This is a genomic window from Spiribacter salilacus (genome assembly GCF_009649225.1).
In the GTDB taxonomy this organism is placed as follows: domain Bacteria; phylum Pseudomonadota; class Gammaproteobacteria; order Nitrococcales; family Nitrococcaceae; genus Spiribacter; species Spiribacter salilacus.
This window is the reverse complement of the sequence record NZ_WJPP01000003.1, coordinates 96,929-118,344: the sequence shown is the minus strand read 5'-3', so window position 1 is coordinate 118,344 and position 21,416 is coordinate 96,929. Positions and strand designations below refer to the sequence as shown.

Sequence of the window (21,416 nt, the reverse complement as noted above, 5' to 3'; positions counted from 1 at the left end):
CAAAGGAATGTCGCGCAAAAATAAAAAACAAGGGGCAGCCATTGCCGCTTTTCGCCGGTTAAAACAAATTAATTCTACGCTAATGGCTTACGCGCCACGCCCTGTGTGCGAGCGCTTGGAAAAAACCGGCATCGCCGAACAGTCTGACCAAAGCCCGCGTCACTGTCATGTCTGCGTTTTATTTTCCGATATTCGAGGTTTTACTGAGCTCTCTCGCATTCTTGACGATGCGGGTTTGTTATTAACGGTGCAGACCAGCTCGGAGCGGCAGTCCAAAGTGATTGAAGCCTTTGGGGGCTATGTGGACAACTACGCTGGCGATGGGCTGATGGCAATTTTTGAGGGGGAAGATAAGGTTGCAAAGGCTTGTGATTGTGCCCTTGAGCTCATCGTTGCGGCCGCACAGACCGAAGATGGCGGTAGTCCCGTTTCTGTGGCGGTAGGCGTGCATGTTGGTGATGTCATGATGGGTGAGGTGGGCTCGAGTGAACGACGAAGCTATACCGCGATTGGTGAGACAGTGAACGTGGCGTCAAGGCTTTGCGATCACGCTCGCACGCCGGAGGTAATTACTTCAAACGCGGTTCGCATAGCGTTGCAAGAAGAGCCTAGCATGGCATTTGATGGACTGAGTTCTGCGATCATTCCTGGCGCTGAGGCCCACATGCCCGTTTATCGGCTGCGTCGTTGCTGAAGGCGGTAGACCCGCTCCGCATGAATGGCCTTGGCGATGTCGGGTCCGCGGAGGCCACGGTCGACAAGCGGTTGCACGGCAATATCCTGAGTTATCGCTAAGGCGCGCTCAAGCTCATCGGTGTCCGCGTTGGCGTTCGTACTTTGAGCGCGAGTAATGGCCTGGCAAGCGTCAGTAAAGTCAGCCAGCCTGTCGGGGCGACGATAAGCATCTAAAGAGACCAACAACTCAACAACTGCTTCGGCGTTTAGCGAGGCCAGTTGTTGGTATTTGCGATAATGCTCATGGACTAAAACCGCTAGGTCGCGACAGCTGCGCGGGGCTCGTAGCCGATCGCACACCTTGGCCACATCATCATCAATGCGATGGAGGAGAACGGCAAAACGCGCCGCTAATGCCGCGTTCGATGCAGCTGCTTCTCGGAGTGCGGCACACACCAACCCTAGCTCGTCCTTCTCGATATCGAGTGCGGGTAGGATGACGGGCAAAAGGTGACTGTCCTTTAAAGCTTCAACAAAAATATCCGGTCGCGATGTCATTAATGCCTTGGCCATTTCCTGCCAGACACGCTCAGGCACGAGCGCATCCGCTTCATGCTCAGCAACCATACGCTGGCACAGTGCCAGCGTATCCTTAGCGATGTGAAATCCAAGGTCTGCAAAGCGGGCAGCAAAGCGGGCAAGGCGCAAAATACGAACGGGATCTTCGCGAAAAGCTGGCGATACGTGCCGAAGCTGACGCGCGGCCAGATCTGCCTGTCCACCCCAGGGATCGATCAGCTGCCCCTGCGCCGTTTCTGCGATTGCATTAATTGTTAGATCGCGGCGCTGCAGATCTTGCTCGAGCGTGACGCTAGCATCCGCATGAAAGGTAAAGCCGTGATAGCCCGGCGCTACCTTTTGCTCGGTGCGGGCAAGGGCATATTCTTCGTGGGTGTCCGGGTGAAGGAAAACGGGAAAGTCTTTGCCAACAGGCTGAAAGCCACGAGCAAGCATCTCCTCGGGCGATGACCCCACGACGACCCAGTCGCGTTCTGTGACAGGCAACCCCAACAGGCGATCGCGCACCGCACCGCCTACCGCATAAATCTTAAGGCCCTCGGTGATGCTCACCGTGGCCTAGCCATGCCGTCCTGCGTCACGTCGCCACTCGTCATAACGACCCCGTGGGCTATGCCCGCCGATGTAATCCGGCGCGATGGCCTCCAGCGCGGTAGGGTGGATGTCCAATATGAGCAACCCATTTTCAGTGCAGACGTTATCAACCTGTGCGGAGAGGTAGTTGTCGTAGGTGTAGGGTTTACCCGGTGCATGTTGCATGATTTTGCCCTGCAGCTTGGAGAGCCCATCAGACAAGCCAATGATGAGGCGACGACGGCCCAGCAGCTGCGCGACGTACCGCACAAGGGTTTCCAGCGTATAAACGTGAGGCCCACCGAGCTCATAGGCCTTCCCGAAGGTGTCTGCATCGTCGATCACCTTAATAAATGCAGTGGCAACATCATCGACGAAAACCGGCTGAAAACGGGCATTTGGTGTGGGTAACGGCATGACAGGTGACACTTTGAGCAAGTTGGCGAAGGTATTTAAAAAGCTGTCATTTGGGCCGAAGACCACCGAAGGTTTAAAAACGGTGACTGCCATCTCGGTGCTATTTGCTGCTAGCGCAAGCTGCTCACCTTTGGCTTTGGTTTGCTGATATCGGCTAGGTGCATCTTCTGCTGCGCCCAGTGAGGACATGTGCAATAGCCGCTTCACGCCGGTTGCCGTGCAGGCAGCCAGAATTTTTTCAACCAACTTAACGTGGATGTCCTCGAAGCGGCGCCCCGGTTTTTTGTCCTCGTTGAGAATGGCGATGAGATTGATCACCACATCTGCGCCTGTGAGTGCCTCGTTCAGTGCCTCAGTGTCATGAACATTGACCTCAACTAATTCAAGATTGGGGATAGGTAGCAGATGGCGATTGCGTTCACGATGGCGGGTGAGTACGCGAATATGAACGGCTGTATTGGCCAGATGATTGGCAATGCGTCGGCCAATGAAGCCTGTCCCGCCAAGAATGCAGATAGTTTGGGTGCGCGACATTGATGCGCTCCTGTGAAATAGCTCTCGATATAGCGATTGTAGAGTAATCCAGCCTGTGCTCGCATGCTTTCTGTATACTTCGTTGGCATTTAGGCGAGGGAGCGAGCAGTGCTTGATTTTCTGCTCTACATGATTGCGGGGGTTTTCGTTGGATTAACGTCTGGGCTGTTTGGTCTTGGCGGTGGCGTTGTGATGGTGCCGGCCATGCTCCCGATTTTTGCTGCGCAGGGCATGAGCGAAGATGTTGCGATGCACGTTGCGGTCGGTAGTTCGCTAGCCACCATCGTGTTTACGGGTATTTCATCGGCCCATGCCCATTGGCGACTCGGCAACCTTGTCATTAGCGTACTGCCCTGGTTGGTGCTGGGCTTGGTTTTGGGCGCGTTAACCGGGTCGCAGGTTGCCGCCGCGCTTTCAGGAGAGGCACTCAAAATTATCTTTGGCGTATTTCTGCTGCTGTTCTCTCTGCGAATGTTTTTTGGTGTTCAGCCAGAGTCTGCGCGCGGTATGCCGGCGCCGTTTATTGTGTCGGTAGTCGGGTTTTTGATTGGGTGTCTTTCTAGCCTTGTTGGGATTGGTGGCGGCACGATGGTGGTGCCCTTTTTGCTCTGGACGGGCGTAGCCATGCGCCAAGCGGTAGGAACCTCAGCTGCTGCGGGAGTTTTTATTGCGGTGGCCGGATCGGTTGGGTTTATGCTGGCAGGCACCGGTGATGATCAACTGCCGGCCTACAGCACGGGATATATCTACTGGCCGGCGGTATTTGGCGTAGCGGTCGCAAGCGTGTTCTTGGCGCCGATTGGCGCGCGTTTAGCCAGTCGCCTGCCGAGCCGGCTGTTAAAACAGGGCTTTGCGATATTTCTTGCGCTTGTCGGGCTTCGCCTTTTATTTAGCTGAGCGCTCAGCTAAGGCCTAATTTCTTTTCCAAATAATGGATATTGGCCCCGCCACGGCGGAATGCTTCATCCTTCATGAGCTTCTGCTGCAGGGGAATATTGGTCTTAATACCCTCGATGACCATTTCGCCGAGCGCCGTATGCATACGAGCGATGGCGGTATCGCGCGTTTCTCCCCAAGTGATGATCTTGCCAATCATCGAGTCATAGTAAGGTGGCACAACATAGCCGGTGTACACATGTGAATCAACCCGCACACCAGGCCCCCCGGGTGGGTGGTATAGGCTGATGGGTCCGGGCGAGGGAACAAATCGCTCCGGGTCTTCCGCATTAATTCGGCATTCGATGGCATGCCCGCGAAAAACAATATCTGACTGATCAAAGGACAATGTTTCGCCGGCGGCAATGCGAATTTGCTCCACCACGAGATCTTGGCCAGTGACGAGCTCAGTGACCGGGTGTTCCACCTGGATGCGGGTGTTCATTTCGATGAAATAGAATTCACCATCTTCGTAGAGGAATTCGAAGGTTCCAGCGCCGCGATAACCAATCTTTCGGCAGGCCTCGGCACAGCGCTCACCGATCATCTCGCGCTCTTCGGCGGTAATGCCGGGTGCTGGGCTCTCTTCAATCACCTTTTGGTGGCGGCGCTGCATGGAGCAATCGCGCTCGCCCAAATGAACGGCGTTACCGTGGGTGTCTGCTAAGACCTGCACCTCAATGTGCCGTGGGTTACCCAGGTATTTCTCCATATACACAATGTTGCTGCCAAACGCGGACTGCGCCTCAGTGCGTGTTAGCGCAATGGCTTCGAGGAGTTGTGTTTCATCGTGAACCACCCGCATTCCGCGTCCGCCGCCACCGGCTGCTGCTTTAATCATCACCGGATAGCCGATTTCAGCTGCTAATTTGAGGTTGCGGTGTTCGTTGTCGTCCAGCGGACCATTCGAGCCGGGCACACAAGGGATGCCGGCAGCCTTCATCGCTTTGATCGCCGAAACCTTATTTCCCATCATGCGGATGGTCTCGGCGGTGGGGCCAATAAAGCGAAACCCAGATTCTTCAACGCGCTCGGCAAAGTCTGCATTTTCAGCAAGAAAGCCATAACCCGGATGAATGGCGGTGGCGTCTGTTACTTCGGCTGCACTAATGATGGCCGGAATATTGAGATAACTTTCGGTGGCACTCGCCCCGCCGATACAGACAGATTCATCGGCTAAGCGGACATGCTTAAGGTCACGGTCGGCCGTGGAGTGGACAGCCACCGTGCCGATACCCAATTCTCGACACGCCCGAAGAATTCGTAAGGCAATTTCGCCGCGATTGGCGATGAGCACTTTTTCGATCATGCCGCTTTGCCTCTTAGTCGATTACAAATAAGGGCTGGTCAAACTCAACTGGCTGACCATTTTCAAGAAGCACACGCGTCACCACACCACTGCGATCTGCTTCAATTTGGTTAAGCATTTTCATGGCTTCAATAATGCAAAGCGTATCGCCAGCTGTAACTGTCTGTCCCTCTTCTACGAAGGCATTGGCCTCTGGTGATGGGGCGCGATAAAACGTGCCGACCATCGGCGAGCGAACAAGATGCCCCGTTGGTTCTGACTCATTAGATTCGGTTGTAGTAGCAGTTGGCGTGGTCGGGGCAGGCGGCGCGGGTGGTGCTGAGTACACCGGTGCCGGAGCAGCTACCTGAGTGCCGCCGCGGCTGATGCGAACGCTTTCTTCGCCTTCGTGAATTTCAATTTCATTAACGCCAGATTCATCTAATAACTCAATGAGCCGCTTTATTTTGCGAATATCCATGGATGCTTCTCAGTCTTGTTGGGGCGATTGCAAAAACGTTTGCAATGCCAATTCATAACCAATCGGGCCTAACCCGGCAATCAACCCCTTGGCAACGTCGGTCAGAAAAGACTGATGTCTAAATGACTCTCGCGCAGCCGGATTGGACAGGTGGACCTCGATAAACGGAATGGCAACCGCAAGTAATGCATCTCGCAGCGCCACGCTAGTGTGCGTAAAACCTGCCGGGTTGATGATAATGCCGTTTATCTGTTCATCTTTTGCCTGTTGGATGCGGTCAACAAGCGTGTGTTCAGCATTACTTTGCAGCGCAAAAAGCTCTGCGCCGGCTTCCTTTGCCATCAACTCTAGGCGGCTATTTATTTGCGTGAGCGTGGTTGAACCATAAACATCCGGTTCACGCTGACCCAGCAGGTTGAGATTGGGCCCGTGTAAAACCAAAATTCTTTTCATGGTGAGTTCCTCGCTTATCAGCGGAGCGAATTCTGGCGCATTTCAGCGAAAATGTCGACCGTTTCCCGGCTATTTCTCATCTTTGGCGAATTGCTTTTTCGAGGACAGGCACTAAATCTTCGGCGTAAATTTGCCCCATAAACCGTTCGATGATGTTGCCTTGACGGTCGATGATGACGGTATACGGCAAGGTGCCGCGGTCATTCCCGTACGCCGCGCTCACGTCGAGTGCTTCTGTCATGCCATAGACCGTGGGGTAGTTCATTGGCACCTGGGCAAGAAACCCGCGAATTGGCTCTAGGTCATCAATGGCGACCCCGACAAACCTCACGCCGTCATCATAAAACCGCTGCTGCAGCTCATTAAACAGTGGGATTTCTTCGCGACACGGCGTGCACCATGTGGCCCAAAAGTTAAGCACAACGACTTGGCCGTCCCAGTCGGAGATTGAAAGTGCCTGTCCTTGTAAATCCGGCAACGTGAATTCCGGTCTTTGCGTGATCGTTTCGGGTGTTTTTTGTAGCCAGAGGATAGCCGTTATACCAATGATTGCGCCGATGACGGCGGCAAAGAGGATGGTTAATGGAGTTCGAATTGCCGGGTTCATCAGGGGCTACCCAGGCGCAGGCCGGTGCGGGCCTGGTCGATAAACTGTTCTGCATTAAGAAAATTGACAACCCGTGTGTTGGGTGTCTCGTTTCCTTGTTGGTCAAAAAAGATGATGGCCGGTGGCAAATAAACATCCAGTGCGCGCAGGATTTCTTTGTCGTTAGCATTCATCTCGGTGACATCAACTCGAAGTAAAACAGCCTCAGCCACTGCCTCATGAACCCGCGGGTCGGTAAATGTGCGCCGTTCAAGCTGCACGCAATAAATGCACCAATCCGCATAAATATCGACCATGCTAGGGCGGCCAGCCTGCTCTGCTGCTGCCAGCGCTTCATTTAATGTCTCCAATGTTTCCACATCGCGGAAGGGGAGTTTTCTGGTTTGTTCTGCGCCTTCCTGGACACCCATCGATGGGCCGATTGTTGCCAACGGTTGAAGCACGGATCGTCCGCCACTTGCCGCCCCGATCAAGCTTGCAGCACCCCAAACCAAAAGCGCTAAACCCATCGCGCGGGTTAGCCGCGGGTTGATACCTAAAAAGTGCCTGTCCTTTTCTAACGCCCCCAGCCAAACTCCGCTACCTAGTAACAATAATCCCCAGAGAGCTAGCGTTAGCGGGCCTGCAAGAAAGCGCTCGAGCATCCACAGGGCAACCGCCAGGAATCCAATGCCAAAAATGGCGCGTACATGATTCATCCAAGGCCCACTACGAGGCAGCCAGCGGCCGGCCGCGGTGCCGATGAGTAATAGAGGCAGACCCATGCCATTGGCCAACGTGAATAAAGCAAGGCCGCCAAGCCAGGCATCACCGGTGGTTCCAATGAAGACTAGGGCTGCAATCAGCGCGGGGCCGGAGCATGCCCCAACAATCAATGTTGAGAGGACACCCATAATTGCCACGCCAATCCAGGTGCCACCGCGTTGTCGATTAGAGAGATTGGTTAGTCGGGTTTGCACGGCTGCTGGCATACGGAGTTCAAAGGCCCCAAACATGCCAAGCGCAAGAATAACGAACAGCCCTGCAAAGCTACCGAGCACCCAAGGCGACTGGAGGTCTGCTTGAATCGCCGCGCCGGTCATGCCAGCGGCAACCCCGGCAAGCGCATAAGTAATTGCCGTAGCCTCGATGTAGACCAGCGACAAACCAAACGCACGCAGGCTGCCGCTGCGGTGCGGGTCACCAGCAATCAGTCCCGACAAAATCGGGATCATCGGATACAAACAAGCGGTAAACGCTAGCAGCAGTCCGGCAACAAAAAATCCCCCAAGAATGGCGGGCAGGCTGGCTTCAGTAAGCAGCTGCTGGAGCGCGTTAGTAGACCCTGCGGGCGCGGGCTCTGGTGCTGACGTTGATATTGACGTTGAAGCTGCAGCTGTTGGATTCGGGGTTAAAGCAACGGCGGTTGGGTCAATCGTATAGGTCGGTGTTTGCTCGATATCAGTGCCTGTCCAGCTAATACGATACGGCGGATAGCAAACGCCCACCTCGGCGCAGCCCTGCAGCGTCATCTCAATAGCGCTATCTGGCATCTCCTTAAGCGGTATTTTGACTGGCTCGGTGTAAACGGGTTGTTGCCCGAAAAACTCATCTTCTTTAATCGTGGCATCTGGGAACGCGGGGGTGATCTGTTCTGGCGTGAAGGTCAGGCTGTCGCGGTAAATGTAATAGCCGGGGGCAACATCAATGTAAACGGCTGGTGCGGTTTCGCTATTTGTGTCGATGCGCACAGGAAACGCATCTTCTACGGCCAGAATATCGGTGCTGGCCTGGTTGTTATTGCCAAAGAGTTGGCTGAATGAGGCCTGAGACTGCGCAGTTATTGGCAAAAGCCATAGCAATGCGGCAAAGACGCTAGCAATGATTTTCATTGCTTAGATGTCTCGGCGTTAACCCACTGGAGGTACTTGGGGAGTCCATCAGAAACTGGCATAGCGATAATTTCCGGTAACTCGGCCGGGTGTAGCGTCTGCACACATGTCTTGAGTCCAGCAAATGCGGTATCGGTGGTTTTTGCCACTAACAGAACCTCTTGGTCTTTCTCAATTTTTCCCGCCCATCGGTACACCGAGGTCAGCCCGGGCATCAAGTTCACACAGGCTGCATGGCGTTGCTCGATTAACTCAATGGCTAATTGATCGGCCGATGCATGGTCGGGGCAGGTGATAAATACAACGAGTACAGAATTCATGACGGCATTTTATCACTGCATGTACGACTAGGTATTGACGTGGAAGGTTTCATCACTATCATTAGCACTCACATGTGACGAGTGCTAACAAATTTAGCGCTACCCGTTTTTCAATTAACAGTTAGGGAGAAATGAGGATGAATCTTCGCCCGCTACACGATCGAGTCGTTGTAAAGCGCATGGAAGAAGAACGGACCACCGCTGGTGGCATCGTGATTCCCGATAGCGCAACAGAAAAGCCAATTCGCGGTGAGGTGCTTGCCGTCGGTAATGGTAAGCGTCTCGACTCCGGAGAAGTTCGCGCCCTTGATGTCAAAGTTGGGGACAAAGTGCTTTTCGGTAAGTTTTCTGGAACCGAAGTGAAGGTTGCAGACGATGAGGTGTTGGTCATGCGTGAAGACGACATTATGGCGGTGATTGAGGGCTAAGCCCCGTTCATTTTGCCCGTCTACACGTAAGACTTTTTTACAGAATTAGATTGAAGAGGAATTAAAGACAATGGCAGCCAAAGACGTACGTTTCGGCGACGACGCTCGGCACCGCATGGTCGCAGGTGTCAACACCCTAGCCAATGCTGTGAAAGTCACGCTCGGCCCTCGCGGTCGCAATGTGGTGCTCGATAAATCATTCGGTGCACCGACGGTGACCAAAGACGGCGTATCCGTCGCTAAAGAAATTGAGCTTCAGGATAAGTTCGAGAATATGGGTGCTCAGATGGCCAAGGAAGTCGCTTCACAGACCTCCGACGCTGCTGGTGACGGCACCACAACGGCAACTGTGCTTGCCCAGGCTATCCTGCGTGAGGGCATGAAAGCCGTTGCCGCAGGCATGAATCCAATGGACCTCAAGCGTGGCGTTGACAAAGCAGTCAGCACCGCAGTCGACGAGCTACAGACGCTGTCCAAGCCCTGTGGAACGGACACGGCCATCGCGCAGGTCGGCTCTATTTCTGCCAACTCTGATCATGCCATTGGCGAGATCATCGCTGATGCCATGAAGAAGGTCGGAAAAGAAGGTGTCATCACTGTTGAAGAAGGCAGTGGTCTTGAGAACGAGCTTGAAGTGGTCGAAGGCATGCAGTTCGATCGCGGCTATCTCAGCCCCTACTTCATTAACAACCAGCAGAGCATGTCCGCTGAGCTTGAGGATCCTTACATCCTGCTTTGCGACAAGAAGATTTCGAATATCCGCGAGTTGCTTCCGTTGTTAGAAGCCGTCGCAAAATCGAGCCGTCCGCTGTTGCTTGTCGCTGAAGACATCGAAGGCGAAGCACTGGCAACGTTGGTGGTTAACAGCATGCGCGGCATCGTTAAAGTTGCCGGCGTGAAGGCACCAGGCTTTGGTGATCGGCGTAAAGCCATGCTGCAGGACATCGCGATCCTGACCGGTGGCACGGTGATTTCCGAGGAAGTTGGCCTGACGCTAGAGAAAGCGACGCTTGAGGATCTCGGTACTGCGAAGAAGATCAATGTCACCAAAGAAGAGACCACAATCGTTAATGGTGGTGGTCGCGCTGATGACATCAAAGCACGGGTTGATCAAATCCGTATCCAGATCGAAGAAGCAACGTCAGACTATGATCGTGAAAAACTCCAAGAGCGGGTGGCTAAACTCGCCGGTGGTGTTGCCGTGATTAAGGTTGGCGCTGGCTCTGAGATTGAGATGAAAGAGAAAAAAGCACGTGTTGAGGATGCATTGCATGCCACGCGTGCAGCCGTTGAGGAAGGCATTGTGCCAGGCGGCGGTGTCGCGCTGCTGCGCGCTCGTCAGGGACTAACCGGCCTCACGGGTGAGAATGAAGACCAAAACGTGGGTATCAGCATTGTTCGCCGAGCCCTCGAAGAGCCGCTGCGCCAAATCGTGACCAACTGCGGCGAAGACGCCTCGGTAGTCGTGAATAAAGTCGCCAGTGGCGATGGCAATTTCGGCTATAACGCTCAGTCGGAAGACTACGGCGACATGGTTGAAATGGGTATTCTCGACCCAACCAAGGTCACCCGGACGGCTCTGCAGAACGCCGCTTCTGTGGCCGGCCTGATGATTACCACCGAGTGCATGGTGGCTGACCTTCCAGAAGAGAAGGACAGCGGTGCCGCCGGCATGGGTGGTATGGACGGCATGGGTGGCATGGGCGGCATGATGTAATCAGCCCTCCGTAGCCCGCCGGCCCGGCATCGGGGCCGGTCTGCTCCAAAAGCCCCGCTTCGGCGGGGCTTTTTTTGTTTCGAGAAAATTGTGACTGTCCTTTTTCAAAGCTAAGCTTGTTTCATGAATAAACAGTCTCTCGATACGCTCCCCGACTCGCTACAGCAGCCGGTTGCAACGGCATTAGAGCGGTTGTCTGGGCCTGAAGATCTTCCGCAGGATCCTGCCTTGCTTGCCGAGCTACCCTTCGTATGGGCTTGCAGTGATTTTGTCTGCCAGCTGTGTTTACGCCAGCCGGCCCTTCTACATTCCCTATCGACGACTGGCGATTTATACCGTGCGTATGAGCCAGGCCATTACGCAGACTCTCTTGAACGGCAATTGGCTGAAATTGGCGATGAGAACAGCCTGCATCGGTGCCTACGATCTTTTCGCCAACGTGAAATGCTTCGCATTGCGTGGCGGGATTTAACGGGACAGGCACCTTTAGACGAAACCCTCTCCGAGCTCTCTACGCTTGCCGATGCCCTGATTGACGGGGCTTTGGGGTGGTTGCATGGCTGGTTAGCCCAAAAATTTGGTCAGCCGATTTCAAGGACAGGCACTCAACTTCAGATGATTGTTTTGGGCATGGGAAAGCTCGGTGGCCGTGAGCTCAACTTTTCCTCCGACATCGATCTGATCTTTGTTTTTCCGGAAGCCGGACAAACTAATGGCGAAAAGCCTGTCGAGAATGAGCAATTTTTTATGCGTCTTGGACAGGCACTCATTGCTGCGCTTGATCGGCAAACAGTCGATGGGCAGTGCTTTCGGGTGGATATGCGGCTGCGTCCCTATGGAGAAAGCGGCCCGCTGGTGGTCAGTGCGGCGGCAATGGAGCGTTACTTTCTTGAGCAGGGCCGCGAGTGGGAACGCTACGCAATGATAAAAGCGCGTCCCGTGGCCGGTGATGTTGAGGGTGGAGAAGCGTTGTTAGCCGAGCTTAGCCCTTTCGTCTATCGACGTTACTTTGACTACGGCGCGCTAGAATCTTTGCGTGAGATGAAGGCGATGATTGCACGTGAGGTCAAACGTCGCCGACTCGCCGATAACGTCAAGCTGGGCCGAGGTGGCATTCGAGAAATAGAGTTTATTGCGCAGGCCTTTCAATTGATCCGAGGAGGTCAGGACCCTGCTCTTCAGCAACGTGCTTTACAGCCCGTATTAGCCTATCTCGGTGACCATGGCCTACTGCCTGAGCACGCCCGTCAGGAGTTAATGCAAAGCTACGAATACCTGCGACGATTGGAAAACCGGATTCAAGCCATGCACGACCGTCAGTCGCATGATTTGCCTGCCGATCCGGTGGATCGTGACCGTTTGACGTTAGCGATGCACGCGAAAGACTGGCAAGCCTTGTGCGATGAGCTCGATGATTGGCGGCGACGGGTGCAGGGGCATTTCGACCAGATTTTTGTCGCTCCACAGCAAGAGGATGAAGCTGAGCCAACGGGTGAATCTGAGTATGCAGATATTTGGCACGATGTTTTAGATAAAGACGTTGCGGTGGCTGTCCTCGAAAGCGCCGGATTCACCGACCCTGATTCTGCGCTTCATTTAATTGGTCAATTTAGGACAGGCACCCGAGTTCGCGCTCTCAGCGACCGCGGGCGCACCCGACTTAATCGGCTTATGCCGATGCTGCTAGCCGCTGTTGCGGCGTCACCCGCACCAACGCAAGGGCTTGAGCGGTTGATCACGCTTTTGGATGGGGTTGTGCGACGAACGGCCTATTTGGCATTGCTGAATGAACATCCGATGGCGCTTTCCCAACTAGTTCGATTGGTTGAGGGGAGTCCTTGGATCGCCCGTTATTTATCGTTGCATCCGGTTTTGCTGGATGAGCTGCTGGACCCAAGGACGCTATATGCCCCCCTTTCAAAAACGGCTTTAGTTGCGGAAGTGGATGCGCGAATGGCCGCTGTGGATATCGATGATTTAGAACAGCAAATGGAGGTGCTGCGGCATTTTAAGCAAACCCACGTTTTGCGCGTCGCCGCGGCGGACCTTAGTCATTCTATTCCCGTGATGCTCGTTAGCGACTATCTGACGGATATTGCTGAGGTTGTGCTGGACCGTGTGCTGATGCTGGCCTGGCGACAGGTTAGTCAACGCTATGGTGTTCCGTTGCTCGGTGACGGCCAACCCGTTGATTTCGGCATTGTCGCCTACGGAAAGTTGGGTTCGCTAGAGCTGGGCTATAGCTCTGATCTGGATATTGTCTTTTTGCATGATGCGGTGCCATCGGGGACAGTCACCGATGGCAATAAGCCGGTCGACGCCGCCGTGTTCTTTGCACGCCTTGCGCAGCGGATCATCCATATCCTGAGCACACCAACACCTGGCGGGATTTTGTACGAAGTGGACACCCGTCTGCGTCCTAGTGGACAGTCAGGTTTGCTCACAACCAGTATCGATGCATTTGCGGACTATCAATTCGAGCGTGCCTGGACATGGGAGCACCAAGCTTTAGTTCGGGCACGACTAGTGACAGGCAGTGAAAAACTAAAGCAGCGATTTGCAGACTTACGACGAGAGATACTGGCAAAACCGAGAGATAACTCGGCACTTCAGGGTGAAGTTCGCACGATGCGCGAGCGGATGCGTAAAGAATTGAGTGCCAAAAGCCCGGGTCAGTTTGATCTTAAGCAGGATCGTGGCGGTATCGCAGATATTGAATTCATGGTTCAATACGCGGTACTGGCGGGCGCGGCAAACTACTCAGGTTTGCTGCGATACACAGATAATATAAGACTGCTGGATGAGCTGGAGCGTGGAGAGCAGCTCAGCGCACAGCAGGCGACAACACTGGCTAATGCCTATCGGCATTATCGGGGGCTAGTCCACCGTCTTGCCCTGCAGGAGCGCGCAACCATTGTGCCCGAAGAAGATGTTCAAGAAACGGCGGCAGCAGTGGCGGGTGTTTGGGAAGAGGTAATGGAACAGGGGCTGAATAAATGAGCATGGGTGATCGGGACGGATGGATTTGGATGGATGGGGAGTTGGTGCCATGGCGAGAAGCCAAGGTACATGTGCTCACTCATACGCTGCATTATGGTCTTGGCGCTTTTGAGGGCATTCGCGCCTATAAAACCCCATCGGGGCCGGCTATTTTTCGGCTGCCTGAGCATGTTCGACGCCTTTTTGAGTCCGCTAAGATACTGGGAATGACCTTGCCTTGGACGCCGCAACAGGTAATTGATGCGTGTTGTGCTGTGGTTCGCGACAATCATCTTGAAAGTGCTTACATTCGACCCATGGCATTTTATGGTGATGAAGGGATGGGCCTTCGAGCAGATAATTTAAGCGTCCATTTGATGGTGGCAGCATGGGATTGGGGCGCTTATTTAGGTGACGAAAGTATGGAGCGAGGAATTCGGATTCGCACATCGTCATTTACGCGCCATCACGTCAACATATCTATGTGTCGAGCAAAGGCGAATGGTCAGTACATTAACTCGATGCTAGCACTTCAAGAAGCGGTGGCCTGTGGCTATGACGAAGCGCTGCTTCTTGATCCGGAAGGATTTGTTGCCGAAGGGTCGGGAGAGAACTTCTTTTTAGTGAGGGACGGCGTGATTCACACGCCAGAATTGGCATCGGCCTTAGCCGGTGTGACGCGAGATGCCGTCATGACAATCGCCCGTGAGGCAGGATACGAGATTCGCGAGCGCCGTATTACGCGTGACGAGGTTTATGTATGCGACGAAGCGTTCTTTACTGGGACAGCCGCTGAGGTAACGCCGATTCGTGAGCTCGACAATCGCCCGATTGGCGATGGAAAACGAGGCCCAGTCACCACAGATTTACAGTCGCGATTCTTTAACCAAGTTGAGGGTCGTGAAAACACACACCCAGAATGGCTAACCTTGGTATAGATAGGCTAAAAGGAGATAGGTGTGCCTGATCCGCAGACGCATGAGCGTCCAAACCTCATCAAGCCAAATGCGGAAAATCGCTACGAAGTGACGGTTGACGATTTGCCGCTTTCTTGCCCGATGCCGGGTATGGCGCTTTGGAATAGCCACCCTAAGGTATACATCCCGATTCATAAGACGGGAACAGGGAAATGCCCGTACTGTGGGGCGGAGTTTTTTATTAAGGATTTTGATCCAGCAGATGCAGAGTTGGCAGAACATCATCGGCGTGAGTGAGCGCTGCGTGGGGTTGGATCAGGGGGCAATGTGATAGTCGTTACTGGCGGTGCAGGGTTTATCGGCAGCAATTTAGTGCATGCGCTGAATGATCGTGGTATCTCGGATGTGATCGTCGTTGATGATCTGACGGACGGCATCAAATTTCGCAATATCGCCGATGCACAGATTGCCGATTATATTGATAAATCAAATTTCCTTGACTGGTTGGTGGAGTTTGGCAGCGACCAGGTCAACGCGGTTTTCCATTTAGGTGCCTGTTCTGCGACTACCGAATGGGATGGCCGCTACATGCTGGAGAACAACTTCCAGTATTCCAAAGAACTTTTCCATTTATGTCAGGCATTTAGCATCCCTTTGATTTATGCTTCATCGGCGGCCGTTTATGGGACAGGCACTGATTTCCAAGAGCACATTGGTACAGAGCGCCCGCTCAATGTTTACGGTTATTCCAAAGCCTTATTTGATCAGTATGTCGACCGGCAGCGTCCTTCGGCAAAGTCTCAAGTAGCAGGCTTGCGGTATTTCAATGTGTACGGGCCGCGTGAATCCCACAAGGGGTCGATGGCCAGTGTAGCCTTTCATCATCATGCCCAATTGAAATCTACTGGCGTGGTTAAGCTGTTTGAAGGCTCAGACGGATACGCTGATGGCGAGCAGTGTCGCGACTTCGTTTACGTCGCTGATGTTGTTGACGTTAATCTTTGGTTGTTGGATCACCCTGAGGTGTCAGGCGTGTTTAATTGCGGGACGGGGCGTGCCGAACCGTTTAATGCAATTGCAAGGACAGTCACTGAATATTTTGGCACTGGAAAGATTCAATACATTCCGTTTCCCGACGATCTGGTAGGGAGCTACCAAAGCTACACATGCGCTGATATGAGTCGTTTGCGACAAGCAGGGTATTCGGGTGAGTTCCGATCCGTGGCTCAAGGGGTGAGCGATTACATGAAGTGGCTGGGTTAATCGGGTGATGTCATTTGAGCCTCTGTCCAATCGGTCCTTATTGAATGATTGGATGACCGTGGGCGTTTTTCTTTTAGGCGCGATTTCACTTAGCGTCCCGTCAGGATACTCCTACGCCACGGTAATTTTAGTCCTCGGTAGCATTGTTTACTTAGTCAAAAATGGCCTTGGCCCTATGTCGTGGGAGTCTAAGCTGCTCGGCGCCTCGATGCTGCTTTATGCAACTTTCTGGATGGCCGAATCAAGTTTACGGGGAGCTGGATTGCGGGCCTGGGATGAACCCAGTCGATTTTTATTCGCCTTAGTATGCTTACTTGCTTTCTCGAGTGGGGCGACCGTGCGTTTATGGGGCCTGTGGCTTGGCGTTGCCATTGGTGCGATTTCGGCAGCATTGTTGGCCTCATGGCAGTATTTCGTTGACGACTTGCCGCGCGTTACAGGCTTCGTCGGCGCTGATCACTTTGGCAGCTTGGCGATGATTTTAGGACTCCTTTCAGTGCTGGGATTCATTCGGGCGGTCGCTGCCAAGCAGTCTTGGCCGTATGTCGGGGTCTGCTTGTTAGGTGCTGTGGCTGGCCCGTATGCAGCCCTTTTATCGGGTACTCGAGCCAGCTGGGGTGCCGCCGTTTTAGTCGCGTTTTTATTAATGTTTGTCTTTGGTCGTTGTTTCTCTGGCAAGCGGACGCTAGCGCTTACCGGGGGTGGGTTGGTTGCCATTGGTGTGATTTGGTTAGCTTTCGACATAGTGACTGTGGGCCGCATCACACAGTTTGTGTATGAAACGAAAGATTATTTTGGCTCAGGCCATGCTGAAGGATCTATCTCAATTCGCTTTGACATTTGGCGAGCTGCATTTGCGCTGTTCCTCGAAAAGCCGATCTTAGGATGGGGCGAAGTAGCTTATGGCGAGCAGATGATTAAAGCGGGTGAGCAGGGTCTGTTAAGTCCATTAGTGGCATCCGTCGGCTCAAGCCACGCGCATAATCAAATTCTTGATGCATTGGTAAAGCGTGGAGTGCTCGGTTTAGCGGTGCTTATGATTGTCTACTTGGTCCCTTTACTTTTGTTTTTACGTGTCTTGTCACGAAGGCAGGGAATAGACGCGGTTACGCTAGCAGCTGCTGGTCTTACCATCGTTATAGCGACCTTGATATATGGGTTAGCGCATAACCCACTCGGATCCCATAATGGCGTGGTGATTTACGCTTTCTGGATTGCGATTCTTGGGGGCTTGGCGCTCAGGTCAGAAGAAGCGGGCTAATGGAGAACGCACAGTCAATTCTGCATATCAATCTTGCTAAAGGCTGGCGAGGTGGCGAGCAGCAGACCTGGCTGCTTATGCAGGAGCTATCTAAAAAAGGGGTTCAGCAGTTTTTTTTGGGAAGAGCGCATTCGCCGTTAGCGCTTGCCGCTCAGTCTTTGCCAGGCCTTACCGTGCTCTCCAAGCGGGTTTTGTTATTTAACCGTCACGATTTACTCCCTAAGCAGCTTGTTGTGCATGCGCATGAGGCGCGCGCGGTACAAGTTGCGTGGTGGTTAAATCAACGTTACGGCTATCGCTACGTGATTACACGGCGTATGCAAACGCCACCGAAATCACGCCCTCTCACCTTACGGGCCTATCGCGGTGCAGCAGCGCATGTTGGTATTTCCACGGCAGCATGCCTGTCCATTAAAGCGTATTTATCTGATGCTAATCCGCGCCTCATTTCCTCCGTTCATAGCAACCCAACGCCTGACGCCAAAAAATCCCAGCAGATACGCACTAGCCTGATTGGCCCGCAGAAATACTTGATTGGTCATGCAGGCGCCTTGGTGGACTCACATAAAGGACAGTCACTATTTATAAGGACAGTCACCGATTTACAGAGCAGGGGAATATCGGTTGCTGGAGTGTTAATGGGTGAAGGCCCAGATCGCGATTCGCTGGAGGCACTAGCCAAAGGAGCGTCGGATCTACGGTTTCTTGGGCAGATAGCGGACATCCATAATTATCTTGGCGCGTTGGATGTCTTCGTTTTCCCCTCATTTCATGAAGGGCTCGGATCGGTTTTGCTTGAGGTCATGATGTGCAATGTGCCTATCGTGGCTTCGTCAGCTGGCGGCATCCCTGACCTTGTGACACATGAAAAGACAGGCCTGTTAGTACCGCCTGGTGATCAGCAGGCGTTGTCTGCAGCGGTACAGCGCGTTTTAGAGGACAGGCACCTGGCCGATTCGATGGCGGCTAATGCGTGCGTCATGGCGAAGGGTAAGTCGCCATCAAACATGGCCAATGAGTATGAAGCGCTATACGCTGAGATTTCTGAGGTGGGCAAGTGAGAGGCGCGTCGATTGATTTCTGCCGTATGCGCTACGCCGGATAAGATCGTTCTAACGAATTAACTGGAAATAACGCTCAACGACGTGTCTTGCAAGACCAAATTGCCTCGTGAAATTCTTAAACTGTGCTGAAAAAAGCTTCGACTCTTCTGCAATTTCTGCGCTTAGTTTTGGTCTTTCTAAATGGTATTCGAGAACGTCCCCGATATTACTAAAGTCTGGGAGAATCTCAATAAAATGCTGGCCTGGGACAAGCTTTCCTTCGCAAAACCATGTTTCGAATTCCGGGATTGCCATAACAGGAACTGAGTTCGATGCCATAATCCATTTAAGATTTGTAGCGACATCGTTCCCTTCGATGGAGAATATGAATTGAGATCGCATTTGCTCTCGAACAGATAAGTGATTTCGTGATTTACCAAAGTAGTTGAGATTACTATGTCGCGAAGTATCAGCAGCATCAACAAATTCAATGTCACTGACTGATTTTAGAAAACGTAACCTTTTGTCCTTATAGGCGGAGCCTCGCCATATACCGTTTGATCGTTTTTTTGCAAAAGGATAGGGGTCCTTTTTGAAATTAAAGTGACGGGCTGTATTTAAAGGTAACAGGACGTTATTTTGGTTATTTTCCTGAATCGGACGGCTCTTGCAGAACGTTGCCTTTGGTGTCAAATGTTGAACATCACCGAATTCTACATGGCATAGCCGTTTGTCGCTTTTATTAAATATGCGGTACCAGTCGTATGCGTATCCTGTTTTATGTTTTAGCGAGATGCTATTGATCGGTACCGGGGATGGCTCGAGATTCCTATCTAATCCTTCTTTGCAGTAGTATTGAATTCGAAGAACCTCGAATGGATCAGGATCGACTGGTTTGAGAGGGTATTTCCCTAGTAAATAACCTAACCAAAACCTAAGGTGGTGGTGCAGTACCATGGTCCTATCTTCACGCCAGGCCGCGTTCGACTAAATTGCGGAAATAATCAATGGTGGGCTGTAGGCCAGTTTCCAGTGGTATTCCTGGCGTCCAGTCTAGGTGATCTTTGGCTAGCCTGATGTCCGGTTGGCGTTGTCTGGGGTCATCCATCGGAAGGGGAAGGTGGCGTGTACTAACGTTAGCACCGGTCAGCTGGATAACCTTGTCCGCAAGCGCTTTCATTGTAAATTCACCCGGATTACCCAGGTTGATGGGTCCGGTTACTTCCGCTGGAGAATCCATCAGCCGCAGCAGGCCCTCGACAAGGTCATCCACGTAACAAAACGAGCGTGTCTGTTCGCCATCGCCGTACAAGGTGATGTCCTCTCCGCGTAGGGCTTGAACAATAAAGTTCGATACGACGCGCCCGTCATTGGGGTGCATTCTTGGTCCGTAGGTGTTGAAGATGCGCGCGACTTTGATGTCTAGGCCATGTTCGCGGTGGTAGTCGAAGAAAAGTGTCTCAGCGCATCGCTTGCCTTCGTCATAGCAGGCGCGAGTACCGATTGGGTTGACATGCCCCCAGTAGTCCTCAGTCTGTGGATGGACTTCTGGGTCGCCGTAGACTTCGCTGGTGGAGGCCTGGAGGATGGGTACGCTCAGGCGTTTAGCTAGGCCCAGCATGTTAATGGCGCCGTGTACGCTAGTTTTTGTGGTTTGTACGGGGTCGCGTTGATAGTGAATGGGTGATGCGGGACAGGCAAGATTAAAAATGCCATCCACTTCCACAAAAAGCGGGAAGGTCACATCATGGCGCATCGTCTCAAAGTTCGGGTGTGATAGGAGTGATGCGATATTGTCACGACTGCCTGTGAGATAGTTGTCTACACAAAGAACTCCGTGCCCAGCTTCCAAAAGGCGCTCGCAAAGATGAGAGCCGATGAAGCCTGCTCCACCGGTCACCATAAAAGTTTTGCGATAGTGATTTCTTGTCGGCATTTTTAACGTCCTTGATCGGAAGGTGGCTGTCCACTTAAAAGTAATTGGTCAATGTTCGCACGTACTTCGGCGGGTGTAATCCCTCGTAAGCAGTCAAGATGATGCAGAGGGCATTCTCTTTCAAAACACGGGCTGCATGCTAGATTTCGGTAAAGAATTCGACGGTTTTCGGTCAAAGGCGGCGTAAAGTTCGGATCCGAAGATCCATACAGCGCCACTACCGGGCAGCCGGTAGCGGCAGCGATATGCATCAATCCTGAGTCATTAGAGACGGTCACAGTCGCCCGACCAAGTAAGTCGATCACCTCAGATAAGCTTGTTTTCCCCGTTAAATCGGAACAACGGTCAGCGTCGGTGGCATCGCCGAAATCCGCTTTCTTCATATGCTCGGTGATTGCGTTGGAAACATGCCTGTCCTTTTTAGAGCCAAGTATCCAAATACGCCATCCATCCTTAATAAGGTCTATAGCAAGGTTTGCAAAGTATTCAGCAGGCCACTGCTTTGCTGGCCCGTATTCAGCGCCTGGGCATAGGGCGGCTATGGGAGCTGTTTCGGTGCCTGTCCCTGATTGGTTTGCCTCCGATTGGTCTCCTCCTCCAGAAACGGACGCCATCAGTTTTGGATAGAAAATAGCTGACTCTGCGGCATTGGGGCCGGCTAATGCTCGAAAGCGATCGACGGTTTTGTAGTGCCTGTCCTTATTAAGCTCGCGAATATCCGTCAGCAGGCCATATCGATGCTCTCCAAGATAGCCAGTCCGAATGGGGATGCCCGCAAAAAACGGTATGAGCGCGGATTTTAGCGAGCGAGGGAGGATGATTGCCTGTCCGTAATTGCGGTCACGAAGCTGCCGACCTAGCGCCCAGCGTTTTCTGAGCCCAAGTTCCCCATGCTGAATAGGTAAGGCAATGCCTTCCCTGACCTCTGACATCCGATCGAGAATCGGTAGGCTCCATTCTGGTGCCACGACATCTAAGGGGCGCTCAGGCGCTTGAGCTTTGAGTACATGGAAAAGGCTTTGGGCCATTACCATGTCGCCAATCCAGGATGGCCCAATGATTAAAGTGGCGGGCAAGTCTGCGTTATTCATGAGGCTTCGCTATCATTAGTGGACAGGCATCCACAGCAACTTCTCGC

General features: G+C 52.9%; 21 protein-coding genes. 10 read left to right on the top strand and 11 right to left on the bottom strand.

Features of this window, described 5'->3' with window-relative positions; translation table 11 throughout:
- The first annotated feature begins 7 nt into the window (after positions 1-7).
- A complete protein-coding gene (locus tag GH984_RS06100) occupies positions 8-694 on the top strand; it encodes an adenylate/guanylate cyclase domain-containing protein (protein ID WP_153719332.1) in 687 nt (228 codons plus the stop codon).
- Here GH984_RS06100 and GH984_RS06095 read toward each other — a convergent pair.
- Both GH984_RS06095 and GH984_RS06090 read right to left on the bottom strand, forming a co-directional pair.
- The gene (locus GH984_RS06095; RefSeq protein WP_369691969.1) at positions 673-1,806 is read right to left on the bottom strand and encodes a tRNA nucleotidyltransferase/poly(A) polymerase-related protein; all 1,134 of its coding nucleotides are present in this window, start codon (positions 1,804-1,806) and stop codon (positions 673-675) included. The genes GH984_RS06100 and GH984_RS06095 overlap by 22 nt on opposite strands.
- Before the next feature lie 6 nt (positions 1,807-1,812).
- Positions 1,813-2,778, bottom strand: a complete 966-nt coding sequence (locus tag GH984_RS06090; RefSeq protein WP_153719331.1) for a complex I NDUFA9 subunit family protein — start codon at positions 2,776-2,778, stop codon at positions 1,813-1,815.
- 108 nt (positions 2,779-2,886) lie between these two features.
- Here GH984_RS06090 and GH984_RS06085 point away from each other — a divergent pair, with 108 nt between their 5' ends.
- Positions 2,887-3,675: a sulfite exporter TauE/SafE family protein gene (locus tag GH984_RS06085; RefSeq protein WP_369691968.1), complete on the top strand. Its 789-nt coding sequence runs from the start codon at positions 2,887-2,889 to the stop codon at positions 3,673-3,675.
- Positions 3,676-3,679: 4 nt separating this feature from the next.
- Here GH984_RS06085 and accC read toward each other — a convergent pair whose 3' ends face one another.
- The 6 genes from accC to cutA form a co-directional block, all read right to left on the bottom strand.
- Positions 3,680-5,023, bottom strand: coding sequence for an acetyl-CoA carboxylase biotin carboxylase subunit (accC, locus tag GH984_RS06080; RefSeq protein ID WP_153719330.1), 1,344 nt, complete (start codon positions 5,021-5,023; stop codon positions 3,680-3,682).
- 13 nt (positions 5,024-5,036) lie between these two features.
- A complete protein-coding gene (accB, locus tag GH984_RS06075) occupies positions 5,037-5,483 on the bottom strand; it encodes an acetyl-CoA carboxylase biotin carboxyl carrier protein (protein ID WP_153719329.1) in 447 nt (148 codons plus the stop codon).
- A gap of 9 nt (positions 5,484-5,492) precedes the next feature.
- Complete coding sequence (gene aroQ, locus GH984_RS06070) at positions 5,493-5,936, bottom strand: type II 3-dehydroquinate dehydratase (protein WP_153719328.1); 444 nt, start codon at positions 5,934-5,936, stop codon at positions 5,493-5,495.
- Between the two features lie 76 nt (positions 5,937-6,012).
- Entirely contained in the window at positions 6,013-6,543 is a 531-nt protein-coding gene (locus GH984_RS06065; RefSeq protein ID WP_153719327.1) for a TlpA family protein disulfide reductase, read from the bottom strand.
- Positions 6,543-8,414, bottom strand: coding sequence for a protein-disulfide reductase DsbD (dsbD, locus tag GH984_RS06060; protein WP_153719326.1), 1,872 nt, complete (start codon positions 8,412-8,414; stop codon positions 6,543-6,545). Before dsbD ends, GH984_RS06065 begins: the two co-directional genes overlap by 1 nt.
- Positions 8,411-8,734, bottom strand: coding sequence for a divalent-cation tolerance protein CutA (gene cutA, locus GH984_RS06055; RefSeq protein WP_153719325.1), 324 nt, complete (start codon positions 8,732-8,734; stop codon positions 8,411-8,413). Before cutA ends, dsbD begins: the two co-directional genes overlap by 4 nt.
- Positions 8,735-8,871: 137 nt before the next feature.
- Between cutA and groES the strand changes: the two genes are divergently transcribed.
- The 8 genes from groES to GH984_RS06015 all read left to right on the top strand — a co-directional run bounded on the left by groES (position 8,872) and on the right by GH984_RS06015 (position 18,360).
- Positions 8,872-9,162, top strand: coding sequence for a co-chaperone GroES (gene groES / locus GH984_RS06050; RefSeq protein ID WP_153719324.1), 291 nt, complete (start codon positions 8,872-8,874; stop codon positions 9,160-9,162).
- A gap of 70 nt (positions 9,163-9,232) precedes the next feature.
- Positions 9,233-10,879 (top strand): chaperonin GroEL, encoded by a 1,647-nt coding sequence (gene groL, locus GH984_RS06045; RefSeq protein ID WP_153719323.1) that lies wholly within the window; start codon positions 9,233-9,235, stop codon positions 10,877-10,879.
- Between the two features lie 123 nt (positions 10,880-11,002).
- Positions 11,003-13,879 (top strand): bifunctional [glutamate--ammonia ligase]-adenylyl-L-tyrosine phosphorylase/[glutamate--ammonia-ligase] adenylyltransferase, encoded by a 2,877-nt coding sequence (gene glnE / locus GH984_RS06040; protein WP_153719322.1) that lies wholly within the window; start codon positions 11,003-11,005, stop codon positions 13,877-13,879.
- Complete coding sequence (locus GH984_RS06035) at positions 13,876-14,796, top strand: branched-chain amino acid transaminase (RefSeq protein ID WP_153719321.1); 921 nt, start codon at positions 13,876-13,878, stop codon at positions 14,794-14,796. Before glnE ends, GH984_RS06035 begins: the two co-directional genes overlap by 4 nt.
- Positions 14,797-14,817: 21 nt before the next feature.
- Positions 14,818-15,072 (top strand): zinc-finger domain-containing protein, encoded by a 255-nt coding sequence (locus GH984_RS06030; protein ID WP_369691967.1) that lies wholly within the window; start codon positions 14,818-14,820, stop codon positions 15,070-15,072.
- 30 nt (positions 15,073-15,102) lie between these two features.
- Positions 15,103-16,038, top strand: a complete 936-nt coding sequence (gene rfaD / locus GH984_RS06025) for an ADP-glyceromanno-heptose 6-epimerase (protein ID WP_369691966.1) — start codon at positions 15,103-15,105, stop codon at positions 16,036-16,038.
- A gap of 7 nt (positions 16,039-16,045) precedes the next feature.
- Positions 16,046-17,299, top strand: coding sequence for an O-antigen ligase family protein (locus tag GH984_RS06020; protein WP_153719319.1), 1,254 nt, complete (start codon positions 16,046-16,048; stop codon positions 17,297-17,299).
- Positions 17,299-18,360 carry a glycosyltransferase family 4 protein gene (locus GH984_RS06015; protein ID WP_153719318.1) on the top strand — a complete coding sequence of 354 codons (1,062 nt, stop codon included), beginning with the start codon at positions 17,299-17,301 and terminating at the stop codon, positions 18,358-18,360. The genes GH984_RS06020 and GH984_RS06015 overlap by 1 nt, the downstream gene beginning before the upstream one ends.
- A gap of 51 nt (positions 18,361-18,411) precedes the next feature.
- On the opposite strand, the gene GH984_RS06010 is transcribed toward GH984_RS06015, so the two are convergent.
- From GH984_RS06010 to waaF, 3 genes are read right to left on the bottom strand one after another with little or no spacing between them, the layout of a single operon-like run.
- A complete protein-coding gene (locus tag GH984_RS06010) occupies positions 18,412-19,299 on the bottom strand; it encodes a glycosyl transferase family 90 (protein ID WP_153719317.1) in 888 nt (295 codons plus the stop codon).
- Between the two features lie 10 nt (positions 19,300-19,309).
- Positions 19,310-20,278 (bottom strand): UDP-glucuronic acid decarboxylase family protein, encoded by a 969-nt coding sequence (locus GH984_RS06005; protein ID WP_153719316.1) that lies wholly within the window; start codon positions 20,276-20,278, stop codon positions 19,310-19,312.
- Positions 20,279-20,280: 2 nt separating this feature from the next.
- On the bottom strand, positions 20,281-21,369 hold the full coding sequence (gene waaF, locus GH984_RS06000) for a lipopolysaccharide heptosyltransferase II (protein WP_153719315.1): 1,089 nt from the start codon (positions 21,367-21,369) through the stop codon (positions 20,281-20,283).
- Positions 21,370-21,416: the final 47 nt, after the last annotated feature.

Excerpts from the sequence above, each read along its gene's own strand:
- dsbD (WP_153719326.1), bottom strand. The coding sequence starts at position 8,414 with ATGAAAATCATTGCTAGCGTCTTTGCCGCATTGCTATGGCTTTTGCCA.
- groL (WP_153719323.1), top strand. The coding sequence starts at position 9,233 with ATGGCAGCCAAAGACGTACGTTTCGGCGACGACGCTCGGCACCGCATG.
- groES (WP_153719324.1), top strand. The coding sequence starts at position 8,872 with ATGAATCTTCGCCCGCTACACGATCGAGTCGTTGTAAAGCGCATGGAA.
- GH984_RS06010 (WP_153719317.1), bottom strand. The coding sequence starts at position 19,299 with ATGGTACTGCACCACCACCTTAGGTTTTGGTTAGGTTATTTACTAGGG.
- glnE (WP_153719322.1), top strand. The coding sequence starts at position 11,003 with ATGAATAAACAGTCTCTCGATACGCTCCCCGACTCGCTACAGCAGCCG.
- GH984_RS06035 (WP_153719321.1), top strand. The coding sequence starts at position 13,876 with ATGAGCATGGGTGATCGGGACGGATGGATTTGGATGGATGGGGAGTTG.
- accC (WP_153719330.1), bottom strand. The coding sequence starts at position 5,023 with ATGATCGAAAAAGTGCTCATCGCCAATCGCGGCGAAATTGCCTTACGA.
- GH984_RS06090 (WP_153719331.1), bottom strand. The coding sequence starts at position 2,778 with ATGTCGCGCACCCAAACTATCTGCATTCTTGGCGGGACAGGCTTCATT.
- waaF (WP_153719315.1), bottom strand. The coding sequence starts at position 21,369 with ATGAATAACGCAGACTTGCCCGCCACTTTAATCATTGGGCCATCCTGG.
- accB (WP_153719329.1), bottom strand. The coding sequence starts at position 5,483 with ATGGATATTCGCAAAATAAAGCGGCTCATTGAGTTATTAGATGAATCT.
- aroQ (WP_153719328.1), bottom strand. The coding sequence starts at position 5,936 with ATGAAAAGAATTTTGGTTTTACACGGGCCCAATCTCAACCTGCTGGGT.
- GH984_RS06065 (WP_153719327.1), bottom strand. The coding sequence starts at position 6,543 with ATGAACCCGGCAATTCGAACTCCATTAACCATCCTCTTTGCCGCCGTC.
- GH984_RS06005 (WP_153719316.1), bottom strand. The coding sequence starts at position 20,278 with ATGCCGACAAGAAATCACTATCGCAAAACTTTTATGGTGACCGGTGGA.
- cutA (WP_153719325.1), bottom strand. The coding sequence starts at position 8,734 with ATGAATTCTGTACTCGTTGTATTTATCACCTGCCCCGACCATGCATCG.
- GH984_RS06020 (WP_153719319.1), top strand. The coding sequence starts at position 16,046 with ATGTCATTTGAGCCTCTGTCCAATCGGTCCTTATTGAATGATTGGATG.
- GH984_RS06100 (WP_153719332.1), top strand. The coding sequence starts at position 8 with ATGTCGCGCAAAAATAAAAAACAAGGGGCAGCCATTGCCGCTTTTCGC.
- GH984_RS06015 (WP_153719318.1), top strand. The coding sequence starts at position 17,299 with ATGGAGAACGCACAGTCAATTCTGCATATCAATCTTGCTAAAGGCTGG.